Raw genomic sequence first — 16,938 nt, forward strand, 5'->3', positions numbered from 1 at the left:
CGCCTCCTGCTCCTTCAATATTCCGATGATCTGTTCTTCCGTGAACCGTGAACGCTTCATTCGTCCGTCTCCTTGATGTGACGGACTCTACCAAATTCTGGAGGAAGGTCAGGGGCTCAGGTCATCAACTATCTCGTCAAATCGAAAAGTCCGCGCAATTACTGGGCGGAGGTATCCCTCGTTCAAACCATCGAGAATAAATTGCTTGGCCGCAGCAAGACGTAATGGGTCACTTACAACCTCATGAACGAGATATCCCCGAAGCGTCAGTGTCTTGCTGAGAACCGTAAAGAGCGGGAATGGGGTTGGCTCGGGACTGAGGCCTCCGTACTCTATTAGAATGCCTCCCTTGGACATGGCTGACGTTAACGGCTCTAGGGTGGGGCCGCCAATCGGGTCGAAGACGACTCGGGCTCCATCTAACCCGACAATGTCGAATAACCGGGAGCGCAGATCTTCTTCATCGGAAGCGATGACGTGCGCAGCGCCGACTCCGATCAAGGCGGCCCTCTTTTTGGAGGTCCGGGTGATGGCGATCGCAGTGGCGCCCACCATATTTGCTATCTGGATCGCGGCAATCCCAACGCTGCTTGACGCCGCGGTAACAACGGCGAAGTCGCCAGCACTCAGTTTGGAAATGTCGATCAAAGCGCCGTAGGCCGTAAGGTACTGCATCCAAATGGACGCCGCTACCTGCCAGTCAAGAGAGGGCGGATGCTTTACGATGTGTTCCACCGGGAACGTCGCGAGCTCACTATAGGCAGGCCAACGAGCCATTGAGATGGGAGGGATGACGCTGACCACATCGCCAGGTTCAAAGCCTTGCGCGCCCGGCCCAAGGGCTTCGACGATCCCTGCAGCCTCAAGGCCAAGACCCGAGGGAAGGGGCGGATTCTCGATGTATGTGCCCGAGCGAAGCAAAGCGTCAGCACGATTAACACCAATGGCCTTCACCCTGATCTGGACCTCCCCCGGTCCAGGTGGCCGTAAATCCATGGGCTCAAGGCGCAGAACTTCGGGACCTCCGTGTTCATAAAAGCGAACCATACGTGCCATCAAGCTAACTCCTAACCAATTGATAGGAATTAGCTATGACGACCCTCTGAAGTCCGATAAATGGCTCTTAAAGCAGATCAATTCAAATCATGGGTTTCGAATTATGGATCGCCTGACTAGTATGGCCGTGTTCGTGAAAGCTGTTGAGTTGGGTTCGTTTGTTGCGGCTGCGGCAGCACTCGATCTTTCCGGACCTATGGTTGGTAAGCACGTGCAATTTCTCGAAGACCGCCTTGGAGCCAGACTTCTGAACCGAACGACCCGCCGGCAGAGCCTAACGGAGTTTGGCAAAACGTATTACGAACATTGCCGTGGCATTTTGATTGAGGTTGAGGCTGCCGACGCACTTGCAGCCGATCAAGTATCGGAACCACGAGGAACCCTGCGCGTGACCATGCCAGTCCATTTTGGCAGGCGTTGCGTGGCTCCGATCCTGCTGGATATCGCTCGTCGACACTCCGCGCTGAGCCTGGATCTGTCCTTTAGTGATAGCTTCGCCGATCTTGCCGAAGGCTACTACGATCTCGCGATAAGAACCGGCCAACTAGAAAACAGGGCAGGTATCATTTCTCGCCTCATTGCGCGCCAGCAGATGGTGGTTTGTGCCTCACCTTCCTATCTTGCGACCTACGGAACGCCAGAACAGCTTCAGGACCTTAACAATCACCATGCACTCGTATATCGCCGCGCAGGTGGAGTTGCGCCATGGCTTTTCCCTCGCGGTGATCTGCCTGTCCTACGCATTGCACCGCACCACCGACTGCGGTTTGACGATCTCGACGCAATCGCCGATGCGGCCGTTGCTTCCATGGGAATTGCTTGGCTTCCCTATTGGCTGGTGCGAGATCGAATCGGGGCTGGCGAGCTGACGCTGTTGTTGTCCCGTGAACAACGCTTTCACTATGATTGTTCAGTGCTGTGGTTGCAGACACCACATATGCCTCGAAAAGTCCGCTTAGCGATTGACGCCATCGCAGCAGCGCTTCCCAGACTCGTGTCAGCCCCACCGCTGGAATGATTCATCAGGATCTTGAATTCGCCAGACGCGACCACACCGCTCTTTCAGCCATTGATTAGAGCGAGATGAACAACGAAAAGAGGTTTTACCACCGAGCTTTGCTCGGCCGGTTTGATAGCGCTCATGGGACATCGTGCCGCCGCAGATTTAGGCATGTTTTCGGGTGACAGCCTTGACCGCCGCCATAACCGATGCGGCTGCAAAGTTGGCTTCAGCGTTTCAGACGTGAATGTCCGCTTCGGGCCGAGAGTGGTCGTCGGTGAGCCGAGTAGTTCTGGTCGCTTCAATCTCCTAAGTTCGAAAAGTCGTCGGACTGAAGACGCGCCGACCTCGGGCACTCCACTACCCGTTAAACCCAGACGACGCCTCTCACACACCACGCAGCCTTGACAAATCAGGCGTGTCATGCGCTTTTCCGCCCGATTTTCTATCGGTCGCGCGCCTGTCTTGATGGTGCCCTTTCGACCGTCACATTCGGGATACTTGATCATGCATCGTTACCGCAGCCACACCTGTGCCGCTCTTCGCAAGTCCGATGTCGGGCAGACCGTCCGCCTGTCGGGCTGGGTCCATCGCGTTCGTGACCATGGCGGCGTGCTCTTTATCGACCTGCGCGATCACTATGGCATCACCCAGGTCGTGGCCGATCCGGATAGCCCGGCCTTTAAGCTGGCCGAAACCGTGCGTGGCGAGTGGGTCATCCGCATCGATGGCCTCGTCAAGGCGCGCACGGACGACACCGTCAACAAGACGATGGCAACCGGCGAGATCGAACTTTACGCCCAGGAAATCGAGGTCCTTGGTGCGGCCAAGGAATTGCCGCTGCCGGTCTTCGGCGAGCCTGACTATCCGGAAGACGTGCGCCTGAAGTACCGCTTCCTCGATCTGCGCCGCGAGACGCTGCACAAGAACATCGTCAAGCGCACCCAGATCGTCTCTGCCATGCGCAATGGCATGGCCGCTGCCGGTTTTGCCGAATACACGACGCCGATCCTGACCGCCTCTTCGCCGGAAGGTGCGCGCGACTTCCTCGTGCCCTCGCGTATCCACGAAGGCCAGTTCTTCGCGCTGCCGCAGGCGCCGCAGCAGTACAAGCAGCTGTTGATGGTGGCCGGTTTCGATCGCTACTTCCAGATCGCGCCCTGCTTCCGTGATGAAGACCCGCGCGCCGACCGTCTGCCGGGCGAGTTCTACCAGCTCGACGTCGAGATGAGCTTCGTGACCCAGGAAGATGTCTGGCAGACCATGGAGCCGATGATGACCTCGGTCTTCGAGCAGTTCGCCGAAGGCAAGCCGGTCACCAAGGAATGGCCGCGCATCCCTTACGACGTCGCGATCCGCAAATATGGCTCCGACAAGCCGGACCTGCGCAACCCGATCATCATGGAAGGCGTCACCGACCACTTCCGTGATTCCGGCTTCAAGGTGTTCGCTGGCATGATCGCCTCGAACCCGAAGGTCGAGATCTGGGCGATCCCGGCCAAGACCGGCGGCTCGCGCGCATTCTGCGATCGCATGAATGCCTGGGCGCAAGGTCAGGGCCAGCCGGGCCTCGGCTACATCTTCTGGAAGGAAGAGGACGGCAAGATCGCCGGTTCCGGCCCGCTCGCCAAGAACATCGGCGAAGAGCGCACGGAAGCGATCCGCACCCAGCTCGGCCTGGAAGCGGGCGACGCCGCCTTCTTCGTCGCCGGTGAGCCGTCGAAGTTCTACAAGTTTGCTGGCGAAGCCCGCACCCGCGCCGGCGAGGAGCTGAACCTCGTCGACCGCGATCGTTTCGAAATGTGCTGGATTGTCGACTTCCCGTTCTACGAATGGAGCGAGGAAGAAAAGAAGATCGACTTCGCCCACAACCCCTTCTCGATGCCGCAGGGCGGCATGGAGGCGCTCGACAGCCAGGATCCGCTCACGCTCAAGGCCTATCAGTACGACGCGGTCTGCAACGGCTTCGAAATCGCCTCGGGCTCGATCCGTAACCAGTCGCCGGAACTGATGGTCAAGGCGTTTGAAAAGGTGGGTCTGAGCCAGCAGGACGTGGAAGAGCGCTTCGGCGGCCTCTACCGCGCCTTCCAGTACGGCGCGCCTCCGCATGGCGGTTGCGCCTTCGGCATCGACCGCGTGGTTATGCTGCTCGTCGGTGCGAAGAACCTGCGTGAGATCTCGATCTTCCCGATGAACCAGCAGGCCCAGGATCTGCTGATGGGCGCGCCATCGCCCGCAACGCCCACGCAGCTGCGCGAACTCGCGCTGCGCGTCGTGCCGCAGCCGAAGAAGGACTGATCGGGTCCGACGATTTTGAAATGGCGAGGCCGGGGGGTATCCCGGCCTTTTCATTTTGACGATGGCTCAAGGAAAAGGCCCGGCTGCTTTCGCAACCGGGCCTTTCTGTCATGGACATAGCAGATGGCAGATCAGTCGTTCGCGGTGACCTTGAGGCCGATCAGCGTCGGGATCGAGTCCGGAGCGCCCATGGCAGCACCCATGATCATCGGGAAGGCGACCGGGCTTGCCGGAGCGGCCACGATCGTCAGGGCCTTCGGATCGTCAACATAGCTGTTGACGGCTGCCGTGATCTCGTTCTGCAGCGCGCCGAGATTGGCCTGGGCGAGGAGCAGGGGAACCATGCCCTTGACCATCTGTGCCATCTGGTTGCCGTCGGTGCCCTGCGTCTTGCCGGCATAGTCGAAGCCGCGCTTGGTGATGCCGGCGTCTTCGAAGCGAATCTTGGCATTGACCAGCGTCATCTGCTGGACGAGGCCGAGCATGGCGAGGCCAGCGGCCTGCTGGGCCTGTTCGTCCTGCGGCTGGCCCTGCATCGTGCGGGCCTGTTCCTGCAGCTGCTTCACGAGATCCAGCGTGTAGCCGGACATGCTGAACGCCAGGCTGAGCTTGCCAACATTGGAGAAGTCGATCGAATAGTCGTCAACTTCGATCGTGCCGCTTTCGACTTCCCAGCTGCCCGACATGTTAAGCGAACCGTCAAGTGTGGTGAGCTGCAGAGCTTCGACGGCTTCCTTGGCCTTCGGATCCTCGATCGTGCTGAGATCAGCCTTGAGGCCGGTCGCGCTGGCTTCGAAGGTCATGGTGCTCTCGTCTTCCGAAAGACCCATGGTGGCCACGGCTTCCGTCATGCTGAAAACCGACTTGCCATCGATTGTGATGTCGATGGGGCCGCTATGGGCCTCGTCGTAGAACATGATCGAATCGAGGCCTTCGGCATTCGGATCGCCAGGGATGTAGACGCCGGACAGATAAAGCTCGGTCACGGAGATGCTGGTCTTGTCTTCCTTGAAGTCGACTTCCGGGAATTCGACCTTCTCGATGAGGTAGGCGCCGCCTTCCTCTTCACTGACGCCCTGCAGCGAGAGTTCGCTCAGCGTCAGCGGAGTTTCGCCAGGCGTGCCGGCTGCGCCGACGCTGAACTTGACGTTCTTCATCGTGACGTCGCTGCCATCCACTTCGATGGATTCAGCCGATAGCGTGCCACCGCCAGCGGCATAGGACGCATTGATTTTCGCCAGCAGGTCCTGGCCATCAAGGGCGAGAGCCGGGCTCGCGAAGCCGATAATGGCTGCGCCTGCGAGGAGCGATTTCATGGATCGGTTAAGGGTCATCTGGTCTTCCTTTGATGGCTGGGCCCGGGCTTTTCAGCGGAGCGGGCGCGCATCTGTTCTTATAAAAGGGATTGGAAAAACGTCCACAGGTTTCGCCTTAGTGGGGATTGTTTAACAAGGCGGTGATGGCCGTCACAATCCCTTAATCCACAGGGAGAATCCGCAGATTTCTTGCTGTTTGGCTGCGGCTCGTCTAGGCAAGTCACATGGGGAAAAATCAGCTTCCGCCCGATGAGGGTGGCGACAACATTCAGCCGGTCGATCTGAAGGCGGCGCTCGAAGAGCGTTATCTCGCCTACGCGCTGTCGACCATCATGCACCGCGCATTGCCGGACGTTCGTGACGGGTTGAAACCCGTGCATCGTCGTATCATCCATGCGATGAGCGAAATGGGCATTCGGCCGAACTCGGCCTTCAAGAAGTGCGCCCGTATTGTCGGTGACGTCATCGGTAAGTTCCACCCGCATGGCGACCAGTCGGTTTACGATGCTCTGGTGCGCCTCGCGCAGGACTTTTCACAGCGCTATCCGATCGTCGACGGCCAGGGCAACTTTGGCAATATCGACGGCGACAGCGCGGCTGCCTATCGTTACACCGAAGCCCGCATGACCGATGTCGCGGCTCTCCTGCTCGAAGGTATCGATCAGGACGCAGTCGACTTCCGGCCGACCTATAACGAGGAAGACGACGAACCTGTCGTCATGCCCGGCGCCTTTCCGAACCTGCTTGCCAACGGTTCCTCCGGCATTGCGGTCGGCATGGCGACGTCGATTCCGCCACACAATGCCCACGAACTCTGCGACGCAGCGCTTCACCTGATCAAGAACCCCGAGGCGACCGTCGAGGAACTGTTTGCCGATCCGGCCCATCCCGAGCGTGGCGGCATCGAGGGGCCTGACTTTCCGACCGGTGGGATCATCGTCGAAAGCCGGGCATCGATGCTCGAAACCTACCGTACCGGTCGCGGCGGTTTTCGCGTTCGTGCCAAGTGGGAGATCGAGGATCTCGGCCGCGGCGGTTATCAGATCGTCGTCACACAGATCCCCTTCCAGGTGCAGAAGTCGCGCCTGATCGAGAAGATCGCCGAATTGCTGATCGCGCGCCGCTTGCCTTTGCTGGAGGACATCCGCGACGAAAGCGCCGAGGATGTGCGCGTCGTGCTGGTGCCGAAAAGCCGGACCGTCGACGCGACGTTGCTGATGGAATCGCTGTTCAAGCTGACCGAGCTCGAAAGCCGTATTCCGCTCAATATGAACGTGCTGTCCCAGGGTAAGGTGCCCAAGGTCATGGGGCTGCGTGACGTTCTTGCGGAATGGCTCGCCCATCGCAAGGAGGTCCTTGTCCGGCGCTCGATGTTCCGCCTTGCGGCCATCGACCGTCGCCTCGAAATTCTCGGCGGCCTGCTGATCGCCTACCTCAACCTTGACGAGGTGATCCGGATCATCCGAGAGGAGGATGAGCCGAAGCAGGTGATGGTCGCGCGCTGGGACCTGACGGACAATCAGGCCGAAGCCATCCTCAACATGCGGCTGCGCAATTTGCGCAAGCTCGAGGAATTCGAGATCCGCAAGGAGCATGAGGAACTTTCGGCAGAGAAAGCCGAGATCGAATCCTTGCTCGCTTCACCGGAAAAGCAGTGGCAGACGGTCGCCTGGGAAATCGGCGAGGTGAAGAAGAAATATGCCAAGGCAACGGAGCTTGGCCGCCGCCGCACGCTGTTTGCCGACGCGCCAGATGCCGATGTTGAAGCGATTCAGCAGGCCATGATCGAGAAGGAGCCGATCACGGTCGTCATCTCGGAAAAGGGCTGGATCAGGGCCTTGAAGGGCCATATTGCCGATACCTCGTCGCTGACCTTCAAGGAAGGCGACGGGCTGAAGGTGGCGTTCCCGGCCCAGACCACCGACAAGATCCTGATCGTTACAACCGGTGGCAAGGTCTACACGCTCGGTGGCGACAAATTGCCGGGCGGCCGCGGCCATGGCGAGCCCCTGCGCATCATTGTCGACATGGAAAACGACCAGGATGTGCTGACCGCTTTCGTGCATGATGCAAGCCGGAAACTCCTCCTAGTCTCGACAGCCGGCAACGGCTTCGTGGTGGCGGAAGGCGAAGTCATTGCCAATACCCGCAAGGGCAAGCAGATCATGAATGTTGGCATGCCGGACGAGACACGCCTCGTCGTTCAGGTTTCCGGCGACCATGTGGCCGTTGTCGGCGAGAACCGAAAGATGGTCGTCTTCCCGCTGGTCCAGATTCCGGAAATGACGCGCGGCAAGGGCGTTCGTCTGCAGCGCTACAAGGATGGTGGCGTGTCTGATGTGAAGTGCTTTGCCATCGCAGACGGTCTGACCTGGGCGGACAGCGCAGGGCGTACATTCCTCAAGTCCAAGGATGAACTCCTGGAATGGATGGGTGACCGGGCCACTGCAGGACGAACCGTGCCGAAGGGCTTCCCCCGCAGCGGCAAGTTCTCTGGATAAACCCATCTGGTGTAGGGGCTAGAATACGACAAAGCCGGCCATTCATGGCCGGCTTTGTCGTTTGATCGATAGAGCGGGTGTTGGAAGCAGATCCGCGATCAGAAGCGCTTGGTGCCTGTTTTCTTGATATTGCCGACCAATGGAATATCGGCGACGGCTCCTGGCCGTCCCAGAAAATAGCCCTGGCCGAATTCGATGCCGAGTTCACGCATCAGTTCGACATGGTCGGCGCTTTCAACACCTTCGATCAGGATTTTCAGGCCGCGATTGCGGATGAGGCGGATAATATCTTCCAGCATGGCGCGGCCCGCTGGCCGGCGGGTATCCTGCAGGAACGACCGGTCGATCTTGACGGTATCAAACGGGAAGAGCCGGAGCCAGGACAGGCCGGCAAAGCCGGTGCCGAAGTCGTCGAGCCAGATACGGATGCCGAGTGCCTGCAGGTCGGTGATGCAGCGGATGACGTCCGACTGCCCTTCCATGTCGATGCCTTCCGTGATTTCGAAGGCAAGCTGCGTGCCCGAGACGCCGGTCTCCTCCAGGATGGTGGAGACGGACAGGGCAAAGCCGCGTGACATCAACTGTGTCGCTGACACGTTGACGCTGACCAGCGACGCATGCCCGGGTACGAGCACCTCTTCGCAAACGCGCCGAATGGCCCAATGGCCAAGCTCGACAATGGCGCCAGTGCGCTCTGCCACGGGGATGAACTGGCTGGGGGAGAGCGGCGTGCCATCCGCCATCTTCATCCGCATCAAGGACTCGACGCCTTCAAGGCGATTGGTCCGCATGTCGAAGATCGGCTGGTAGACCATGTGAATGAGGTCGCTGCGGATGGCAATCCTCAGGGTTGCAGCGATATTCTCGTTTTCGTCGCTGGTCTGCGGATCGGTAGGATTGAAAACACGCACGCAGTTGCGGCCGTTCAGCTTGGCATTGTAAAGCGCACGGTCCGCTTCATCGATCAGCCGCTCCAGTTTCGGCCCTGTCTGGGGGCGGGTGAGGGAGGCGCCGACGCTGACGGTGACTATTTCCTGTCCATCGCGTCGATGGCTGTGGACAAGTGCCAGGTTCTCGACCGTTGCGCGGATGACCTCGGCATAGGCTGCGGCCTGCTCGCGACTATCGACACGCGCCAGCACGATGAACTCCTCGCCGCCAAATCGACCGACTGTCGCATTGAGTGGCCTCATCGCTTCCTGCAGGCTCGTAGCCACCAGAATGAGGCATCGATCGCCGGCTTGATGGCCGTAGAAGTCATTGTATTTTTTGAAGAAGTCGACGTCTACCAGAATTGCCGCAAAGGCGCGCCCCTCCCGCTGCCATTCACTCCAGAGATCTCGAAGATGCTTGTCGACAGCCCGCCTGTTGTCCACACCGGTCAGGTAGTCGGTGTTGGACAGGCGCTCGAGTGCTGCGCCGCGCTCCACCGACTCTTTGTGCTGGTGGGCAGCCTCAAGCGCGTTCAGAAAGACGTGATAGCGTTCTTCATTCAACTTCCAGTTTACGTATGATGTGAATACAAAGCAGGAGCTGTAGAACAGGATGAGAACGAATTGCTGATCAGGCTCAAGAATAGGCGCAAAGTGCAAGCTGCCGATGAAAATCATCAGGATGATCGCTGAAGTGATCACCGACAGGCGGAAAAACAAATTGAAGAACAGATTGGCGCTCATCATGAAGATGGTGCCAAAGATCATGTAAAAGCGGAAATTGTCGACCGATTGTGTGCCAATCGCTGCAACCAGCCATCCGAGATAGGCGGTAACCACGGCGGCCGCACACGTCATGTCAGACCATTTCGGATGCACCCGCGTGGCCGCGAGAATCTCCATGACCGCCATCGACGAAAATGCAACCAGGAATCGCGCCATGACCGTCTGATTAGCAACGTCGGGAATTAGCAGCGCGTCAGATATGCCGAACAAAAGATACACGCCAGCCGCGAGCCAGAGACCCAGCCGGGTCTCGCGGACCTGCGTGGCGCCACGCTCGCTCTTGTACAGAGCTTTCAATTCTGCGGTTTGACGCGCACCAGGTCGAGAGCGTTCTGGGTCATTTCTGCCCCGGTTCATTATCTGCTCCACTTGTTGCGTGATCATCGCGCGGCTCCGGATCAACTTAAGCGCAACATCCGTTAACTATGTTTTAACGACTACATAAAATCGGCGTGCAAGGTGCAGCAATTCCCCTTATGGTTTATGAAGTATTAACACCGTTGAAATTAATAGGGGAGCGCAAGAATGCGCGATTTGGATACTGCATTTGATGGCGAAAGCCTGATCACTCCGGACTCCATTGCTAACGAAGTTTTCTCATCATCGAGCCCGATCGACCAGCGTGCGCTTGAAGAGGCCCGCGCCGAGATGGCTCTTCACCTTCGGGTTGCAGAACAGCAGTTCCAGCAGGAGACGCCGGTTGGCCTGATCATGCAGCGTTTGCTCGGTGGTCTCCACGTGCTGCGCAATCGCATCGCACCCAAGATCTGGGAACAGCTGATCCCGCTCGCGCAGAACCACGATATCGCTCGCCATTTTCATGCGGATCCCTTCACGCGCTGGTCTTTTGAGAAGCCACGCGGTTATTCTGGCGATGCCGGCTTGCTCGATTTCATCTACGGCCACCCGAGCGTCCAGCCGGCGCTGGATGCTGCAAGCCCGATGGGTAAGGAAGTTCACGGTTTTACCAGCCAGTCACCGGCTTGCGTGGCCGTGCGCGAACGCCGTGATCTGCTGGCGCAGTATGTTGACGACGTTGCCTCTTCGCGTGGTGGCGAAGCCGAAATCCTGACCATCGCCGCGGGTCATCTTCGCGAAGCCGCCATGTCCCAGGCGCTGAAGAACGGAACGATCAAGCGTTGGGTGGCACTGGATCAGGATCCGCTGAGCGTCGGTGCCGTCGCCAGCGAATATGCTGGAACGGCCGTAGAAGCCGTCGACGGCTCCGTCCGTACGGTCTTGATGCGCCCGCAGGCGCTCGGCAAGTTCGACTTCGTCTACGCCGCCGGTCTTTACGATTATCTGGCCGATGAAGTGGCGATCAAGCTCTCGCAGCGCTGCCTGCAGATGCTGAAGCCGCACGGTACGTTCCTGTTCGCCAACTTCGCCGATGATATCGCCGACGACGGCTACATGGAGACCTTCATGAACTGGGCGCTGCTTCTGCGTTCGGAAGAAGACATGTGGCGGATCATGCGTGCGACAACCGAAGGCCTGGACGTCGATTGCAGCATTCGTTTTGGCGCAAACCGCAATATCGTTTACGGGATCATTCGCAAGCTGTCCTAAGCTGCGCAGGCTTCCTGTGACCTGAGATAACAAAGCGGCGAAACCGAAAGGCTTCGCCGCTTTTTTCATGATGCATTGCCGTCAGGCTTCCGGTTCGAAACGCGTCCAGCCCTGGTTGAGCAGGTGCTCCTGCGGCTGGAAGCGGGTCTTGTAACCCATCTTCTGCGAGCCCTTTACCCAATAGCCCAGATAGACGTGCGGCAGACCGAGTGTGCGGGCGCGCCGGATATGGTCGAGCACGATCATTGTGCCCAGCGAACGATTTTCCATCGCTGGATTGTAGAAGGAATAGACCATCGACAGACCGTCACTCATCAGGTCTGTGAGTGCAACGGCGATCAGTTCACCCTTGGGTTGGCCGCTGATGCCGTCACCGGGATTGCGCAGCCGGTATTCGACGACACGCGTCTGCACGTGGCTGTCTTCGACCATGATCGCATAGTCGAGCGCTGACATATCCGACATGCCGCCCATCTGGTGCCGGGCGTCGAGATAGCGGCGAAACAGCGAAAATTGTTCGGTCGATGGCTGAGCGGGAAAGACAGTGGCGATGACGTCGCGGTTGAGATTTTCAACGCGTCTGAAAGATCGTCCCGTCTCGAATTCATTGACGAGGATGCGCACCGATATGCAGGCGCGGCAGGATTCGCAGGCAGGCCTGTAGGCAATGTTCTGTGAACGGCGAAATCCACCTTGCGTCAGAAGGTCGTTCATCTCGGTCGCCCTCTGCCCGACAAGATGGGTAAAGACCTTCCGCTCCATTTCTCCCGCGAGATAAGGGCACGGCGCAGGCGCCGTCAGATAAAATTGCGGGGAAGGGGAGGTCTGGGTGTTCATCATCCTTTGAGTAGAATCCTGTGCTCTGCCATGGGACTAGGATGGAGCAAGATCGCAAAAGGTCAACCTGAAGAAGCGCCGGCCCGGCCGACTGGGCCGAGGCCGGCGCTTTTACCCGTCAATAGGTGCGGGCTGCGGCCGTGCCGAGCAAAAGGTCATGGACCAGACGCGAGCGCTCGATGAAGAGGCCGGCAAGCAGGATGAGGGGTGTCAGAACCGAATTCAGGATCCAGAACAATGCGAGGTGGGCGATTGCGGTGACGAAATCGATCTTCCGTCCGTCGAGCCGCACCATTGCGATCCCCATCATTCGCATGCCGGGTGTTGCCTGCGATGCGCCGGCGAGCGACAGGCCGAAATAGAGCCCGGCAACGACGAAGAACAGGATCGGATAGAGGAACCACCCGAGCCCCAGCGTCAGGATACCGAGGAAGAAGACCACGACGGCCGCCGGAATCCAGAGGAGCCCGACGAACAGGTAGTCGACAAGAAAGGCGAACACCCGTCTCGACAGCACGCCGCTGTAGGCGCGCCAGTCTTCGGGTGCGGCATAGGACGAATTGCTATCGAGGCTCATCTGTATTGGCTCCTTCGTTTGTCCGCCTGATATGGGAAGCAAAGGGCCGAAATACAACGCGCCTTGTATGCTAGCCCTGTTTCGCCAGAAGTCGTGCGACATCCATGGCAAAATAACTGAGAATGCCGTCACAGCCGGCGCGCTTGAAGCAGAGCAAGGTTTCCAGCATGGCACGCTCCCCGTCGATCCAGCCATTGGCGGCCGCCGCTTTGATCTGGCTGTACTCTCCGGAAACCTGATAGGCGAAGACCGGAAGCCCGAAGCTGTCCTTGAGGCGCCAGCAGATGTCGAGATAGGGCAGGCCGGGCTTGACCATCAGCATGTCAGCGCCTTCCTCGACGTCGAGCGCCGCATCCCTCAGCGCTTCCGTGCCATTGGCGGGATCGATGTAGTAGGTCTTCTTGTCACCCTTCAAAAGTCCACTCGTCGATATCGCTTCGCGGTAGGGGCCGTAATAACAGGACGCAAACTTCGTCGCATAGGACATGATGCCGACATCCTGGTGGCCGGCGGCATCCAGGCCCCGGCGGATCGCGCCGATGCGGCCGTCCATCATATCCGAGGGGGCGATGATGTCCGAGCCGGAATCGGCCTGGGCGATGGCCGCCCTGACCAGCTGGTCGACGGTTTCATCATTGACGATCTCGCCATCGCGTAAGATCCCGTCGTGGCCATGACTGGTGAACGGATCGAGGGCCACATCCGTGATGACGCCAATATTGGGCACAGCCTTCTTGATGGCGGCAGTCACCTGATTGAGAAGATTGTTCGTCTTCAGAACTTCGGATCCGGTCTCGTCGCGCAGTTCCATTTCGACATTGGGGAAGGTGGCCAGCGCCGGGATGCCGAGATCGGCCGCACGCTTTGCCGCTTCGACCGCCTTGTCGACACTCAGCCTGTTGACGCCGGGCATCGCCGCGATCGGCTCTTCGATCCCTGTGCCGGGAACGACGAAGATCGGCCAGATCAGATCATCCACCGTCAGCCGGTTTTCCACCACCATGCGGCGCTGCCAGTCGGCCTTGCGCAGCCGCCGCATGCGGCGATGACCCGTGACCTCGTCGACGAGATGTGTCTTGTCCATGATCGAACCTTCTCCGTTGTGTCGATCGTGCTGATACCATGTGGCAGCCGGCATGCAAAACCATTGGGCTGCGACCAAGGGTCTTTGTGGTCTGTGCGGTCTGGCGCTGGCGGTAACCCCTCCGGCACCCTATTCTTGGCGCATGGCTCACGATTCGTCTTCCTCGCCCCGCCGCAGTCTGACCGAACTTGGCTTCGTGATCTTTCAGCGCATTGTCGCCGTGTCCTGCCTTTGGTTCGGGCTGCAGTATTGGGCCATGCTTGTCGGCTACAGTCATAACGGTCTCGGCCGCTTCGATCTTCTCAATCTTCCCTGGCGTGTCGCCGGCGCAAGCCTCGCTGTCATGTTCCCGGTTGCAGCCCTTGGTCTGTGGCTCGCGGGCTCCTGGGGTCCGGTCATGTGGATCCTGGCTGCAGGCGGCCAGATCCTGATGTTTGCCGTATGGCCACATATCTTCGGTCACAATCCGCTTGCGGTCGTCATGCATGGTACGGTGGCCGTCGTCTATCTCGCTTTCCGCCTGGCGTTGTGGCTCGAGAACAGACACAAGCAGGAAGCTATAACGGTTGATTTACCCTGATCTCTAGACAGAGCTCGGTAAGCCTCTGTTAAGCCTGCGTTTTAAATAGAATTTTATGTGCATTGGATACTGTCCTCATCAAGGCGGGAGAAAAAACCAACACCGCCAAACAAAACAGTGAGGCAGACAACATGAACACCAAGCTCAAGCCCCAGGCGGCTTCGCTCGACCCGCAAGAAGAAACCATCCGCTCGCTCTACCTCGAGTCCCTGCATCTCGTGGAGCGTCTTCACCGCCGCCTCCTCGACGTCGTCAAGGACGAGTTTGACCGCAAGGGGCGCTCCGATATCAATGCTGTCCAGGCTCTCCTCCTGTTCAACATCGGCAATTCGGAACTGACCGCCGGCGAGCTTCGTTCGCGTGGCTACTATCTCGGCTCCAACGTCTCCTACAACGTCAAGAAGCTGGTCGACCTCGGCTTTATCAACCACCAGCGCTCGCGTGTCGATCGCCGTTCGGTTCGTATCAGCCTGACCGATCAGGGGCAGGAGATCGCCGAAATCGTCGCCAAGCTCTATGAGCGTCATATCGGTTCGATCCAGAAGGTCGGCGGCATCGGCGCAGACGACTTCACCCAGATGAACAAGCTGTTGCAGCGTCTTGATCGTTTCTGGAACGACCAGATCCTCTATCGCCTCTGAGCCTTTACTCGCAGACCTCCAGACAGCGATCCACCGCGCAAACCGGAAGCTTCGATAGAAGCCTCCGGTTTTGTCATGCGTTGATCACATGATGATGTTGTGGACCACACGGTCTTGTGACTGGCAGGCCCCTGACACGAATTGGCCATATTGATATGGGACCGCCGGAACGAGTAAAACGGGTGTTTCGACAGCCTCTGATCGATCCCGTGACGCGTCTTGCGCCCTCTCTGGCGGCGCTTTGTTAACCATGGCGCGCTATGCGTTCGGTTCTGGTTCAGGATGAAACGGTAGGTAATATGTCCAAGAAATCTGGAATTGTTGATCTTTCGCGTCGGTCGCTTCTGCGCGGTGCCGCTGCAGCCGGTGTCGCGGCGATTGCAGGCCAGGCCGCGGCTCAGACGCCCGTCGACGAACTGATCAATGCGCCGCGCCGCGGCAACTGGGACGACCAGTTCGATGCCAAGGCGTCCCGCACGGGGACGGCGATTGTGTCGAACACGGCCATGCTGAGCCCGACCAATCTTGGCAACATCCAGCAGGCAATCGCCCAGTATCAGATCATCGTCTCGAATGGCGGCTGGCCACAGGTCAATACGGGTGCCAAGCTCCAGCTTGGCGTCACCGATCCGGCCGTGCAGGCGCTCCGCCAGCGCCTGATGATTTCGGGCGACCTGCCGCAGGAAGCCGGCATGTCCAACTCCTTCGACTCGTATGTCGATGGTGCGGTCAAACGCTTCCAGGCGCGGCACGGCCTGCCGGAAGATGGTGTGCTCGGCGAATTCTCGCTGAAGGCACTGAACATTTCCGCCGACATGCGCCTGAACCAGCTGAACGTGAACCTGCAGCGTCTCCAGGATGTCCTGTCCAAGCCGCTCGAGCAGCGTTACATCGTCGTCAACATTCCGGCCGCTTATGTCGAAGCCGTTGAAAACGACCAGGTTGCCCTGCGCAACACCGCGATCGTCGGCCGCATCAGCCGTCCGTCGCCGCTGGTCAGCTCCAAGGTTTCCGACATCATTCTCAATCCTTACTGGACTGCTCCTCGCTCGATCGTCGAAAAGGACATCGTGCCGTTGATGCAGAAGGATCCGACCTATCTGACGCGGAACGCCATTCGTCTGATCGACGGCCAGGGCAATGAAGTGTCGCCGGAGAGCATCGACTGGTTCGCGCCCAAGGCGCCGAACCTGATGTTCCGGCAGGACCCGGGCAAGATCAACGCCATGTCCTCGACGAAGATCAACTTCCCGAGCCCTGATGCCGTCTACATGCATGACACGCCGACGCAGGGCCTGTTCAACAAGCTGATGCGTTTCGAATCCTCGGGCTGTGTGCGTATCCAGAACGTCCGCGACGTTGTGGTTTGGGTGCTCAAGAACACGCCCGGCTGGAGCCGCCAGGAAATCGAGCGGGTTATCGCCAGCCGCGTCAATACGCCGATCAAGGTTTCGGACGAGATCGGCGTCCACTGGGTCTATCTCACAGCCTGGTCTTCCAAGAACGGTGTCGTGCAGTTCCGCGACGATATCTACGAGAAGGACGGCGATGCGCAGCTGGCGCTGCAGACCAATATCGGTCAGGAGCAGGTCGCGGGCTCCGTCGAAGACGACATCCTGCCGCAATAAGAGCCGGCAGAGACGCTAGACATTTCATGCCGCGCCGAAAGGTGCGGCATTTCTGTTTGACGCCATTGACAGCGTTTCGCCGTAAAAGTCAGGCGCGACACCATGCCCGCGTCAATTGATCCGCAAATGTCGT

General features: G+C 58.9%; 13 protein-coding genes. 7 read left to right on the forward strand and 6 right to left on the reverse strand.

Going from position 1 to position 16,938, the window contains the following annotated elements:
- Nucleotides 1-108: 108 nt before the first annotated feature.
- Nucleotides 109-1,056 (reverse strand): zinc-dependent alcohol dehydrogenase family protein, encoded by a 948-nt coding sequence (locus ACSV9I_RS20190; protein ID WP_438330554.1) that lies wholly within the window; start codon nt 1,054-1,056, stop codon nt 109-111.
- 103 nt (nt 1,057-1,159) lie between these two features.
- Between ACSV9I_RS20190 and ACSV9I_RS20195 the strand changes: the two genes are divergently transcribed.
- Both ACSV9I_RS20195 and aspS read left to right on the forward strand, forming a co-directional pair.
- On the forward strand, nt 1,160-2,074 hold the full coding sequence (locus tag ACSV9I_RS20195) for a LysR family transcriptional regulator (RefSeq protein ID WP_438330555.1): 915 nt from the start codon (nt 1,160-1,162) through the stop codon (nt 2,072-2,074).
- A gap of 489 nt (nt 2,075-2,563) precedes the next feature.
- Complete coding sequence (gene aspS, locus ACSV9I_RS20200; protein WP_438330556.1) at nt 2,564-4,354, forward strand: aspartate--tRNA ligase; 1,791 nt, start codon at nt 2,564-2,566, stop codon at nt 4,352-4,354.
- 131 nt (nt 4,355-4,485) lie between these two features.
- Here the strand turns inward: aspS and ACSV9I_RS20205 are convergent, their stop codons facing one another.
- Complete coding sequence (locus tag ACSV9I_RS20205; RefSeq protein ID WP_438330557.1) at nt 4,486-5,688, reverse strand: hypothetical protein; 1,203 nt, start codon at nt 5,686-5,688, stop codon at nt 4,486-4,488.
- A gap of 206 nt (nt 5,689-5,894) precedes the next feature.
- On the opposite strand from ACSV9I_RS20205, the gene parC reads away from it, so the two are divergent.
- Nucleotides 5,895-8,171, forward strand: coding sequence for a DNA topoisomerase IV subunit A (gene parC, locus ACSV9I_RS20210; protein WP_054159096.1), 2,277 nt, complete (start codon nt 5,895-5,897; stop codon nt 8,169-8,171).
- 98 nt (nt 8,172-8,269) lie between these two features.
- Here parC and ACSV9I_RS20215 read toward each other — a convergent pair whose 3' ends face one another.
- Nucleotides 8,270-10,246, reverse strand: a complete 1,977-nt coding sequence (locus tag ACSV9I_RS20215) for a putative bifunctional diguanylate cyclase/phosphodiesterase (protein ID WP_054159095.1) — start codon at nt 10,244-10,246, stop codon at nt 8,270-8,272.
- 168 nt (nt 10,247-10,414) lie between these two features.
- On the opposite strand from ACSV9I_RS20215, the gene ACSV9I_RS20220 reads away from it, so the two are divergent.
- Nucleotides 10,415-11,458, forward strand: coding sequence for a class I SAM-dependent methyltransferase (locus ACSV9I_RS20220; protein ID WP_054159094.1), 1,044 nt, complete (start codon nt 10,415-10,417; stop codon nt 11,456-11,458).
- Nucleotides 11,459-11,539: 81 nt separating this feature from the next.
- Here the strand turns inward: ACSV9I_RS20220 and ACSV9I_RS20225 are convergent, their stop codons facing one another.
- The 3 genes from ACSV9I_RS20225 to hemB form a co-directional block, all read right to left on the reverse strand.
- A complete protein-coding gene (locus ACSV9I_RS20225) occupies nt 11,540-12,295 on the reverse strand; it encodes an arginyltransferase (protein WP_054159125.1) in 756 nt (251 codons plus the stop codon).
- A 118-nt stretch (nt 12,296-12,413) separates the two neighbouring features.
- The gene (locus tag ACSV9I_RS20230) at nt 12,414-12,872 is read right to left on the reverse strand and encodes an RDD family protein (RefSeq protein WP_054159093.1); all 459 of its coding nucleotides are present in this window, start codon (nt 12,870-12,872) and stop codon (nt 12,414-12,416) included.
- Between the two features lie 70 nt (nt 12,873-12,942).
- The gene (gene hemB, locus ACSV9I_RS20235) at nt 12,943-13,959 is read right to left on the reverse strand and encodes a porphobilinogen synthase (protein ID WP_438330683.1); all 1,017 of its coding nucleotides are present in this window, start codon (nt 13,957-13,959) and stop codon (nt 12,943-12,945) included.
- Between the two features lie 139 nt (nt 13,960-14,098).
- On the opposite strand from hemB, the gene ACSV9I_RS20240 reads away from it, so the two are divergent.
- From ACSV9I_RS20240 to ACSV9I_RS20250, 3 genes are all read left to right on the forward strand, one after another.
- Nucleotides 14,099-14,536, forward strand: a complete 438-nt coding sequence (locus ACSV9I_RS20240; RefSeq protein ID WP_054159123.1) for a DUF6163 family protein — start codon at nt 14,099-14,101, stop codon at nt 14,534-14,536.
- Nucleotides 14,537-14,667: 131 nt separating this feature from the next.
- Nucleotides 14,668-15,177 (forward strand): transcriptional regulator LdtR, encoded by a 510-nt coding sequence (gene ldtR / locus ACSV9I_RS20245; protein WP_054159092.1) that lies wholly within the window; start codon nt 14,668-14,670, stop codon nt 15,175-15,177.
- A gap of 299 nt (nt 15,178-15,476) precedes the next feature.
- Nucleotides 15,477-16,805 (forward strand): L,D-transpeptidase family protein, encoded by a 1,329-nt coding sequence (locus ACSV9I_RS20250; protein WP_438330558.1) that lies wholly within the window; start codon nt 15,477-15,479, stop codon nt 16,803-16,805.
- The last annotated feature ends 133 nt before the right edge of the window (nt 16,806-16,938 follow it).

The organism is Rhizobium sp. G187 (assembly GCF_051549525.1).
Taxonomy (GTDB): domain Bacteria; phylum Pseudomonadota; class Alphaproteobacteria; order Rhizobiales; family Rhizobiaceae; genus Allorhizobium.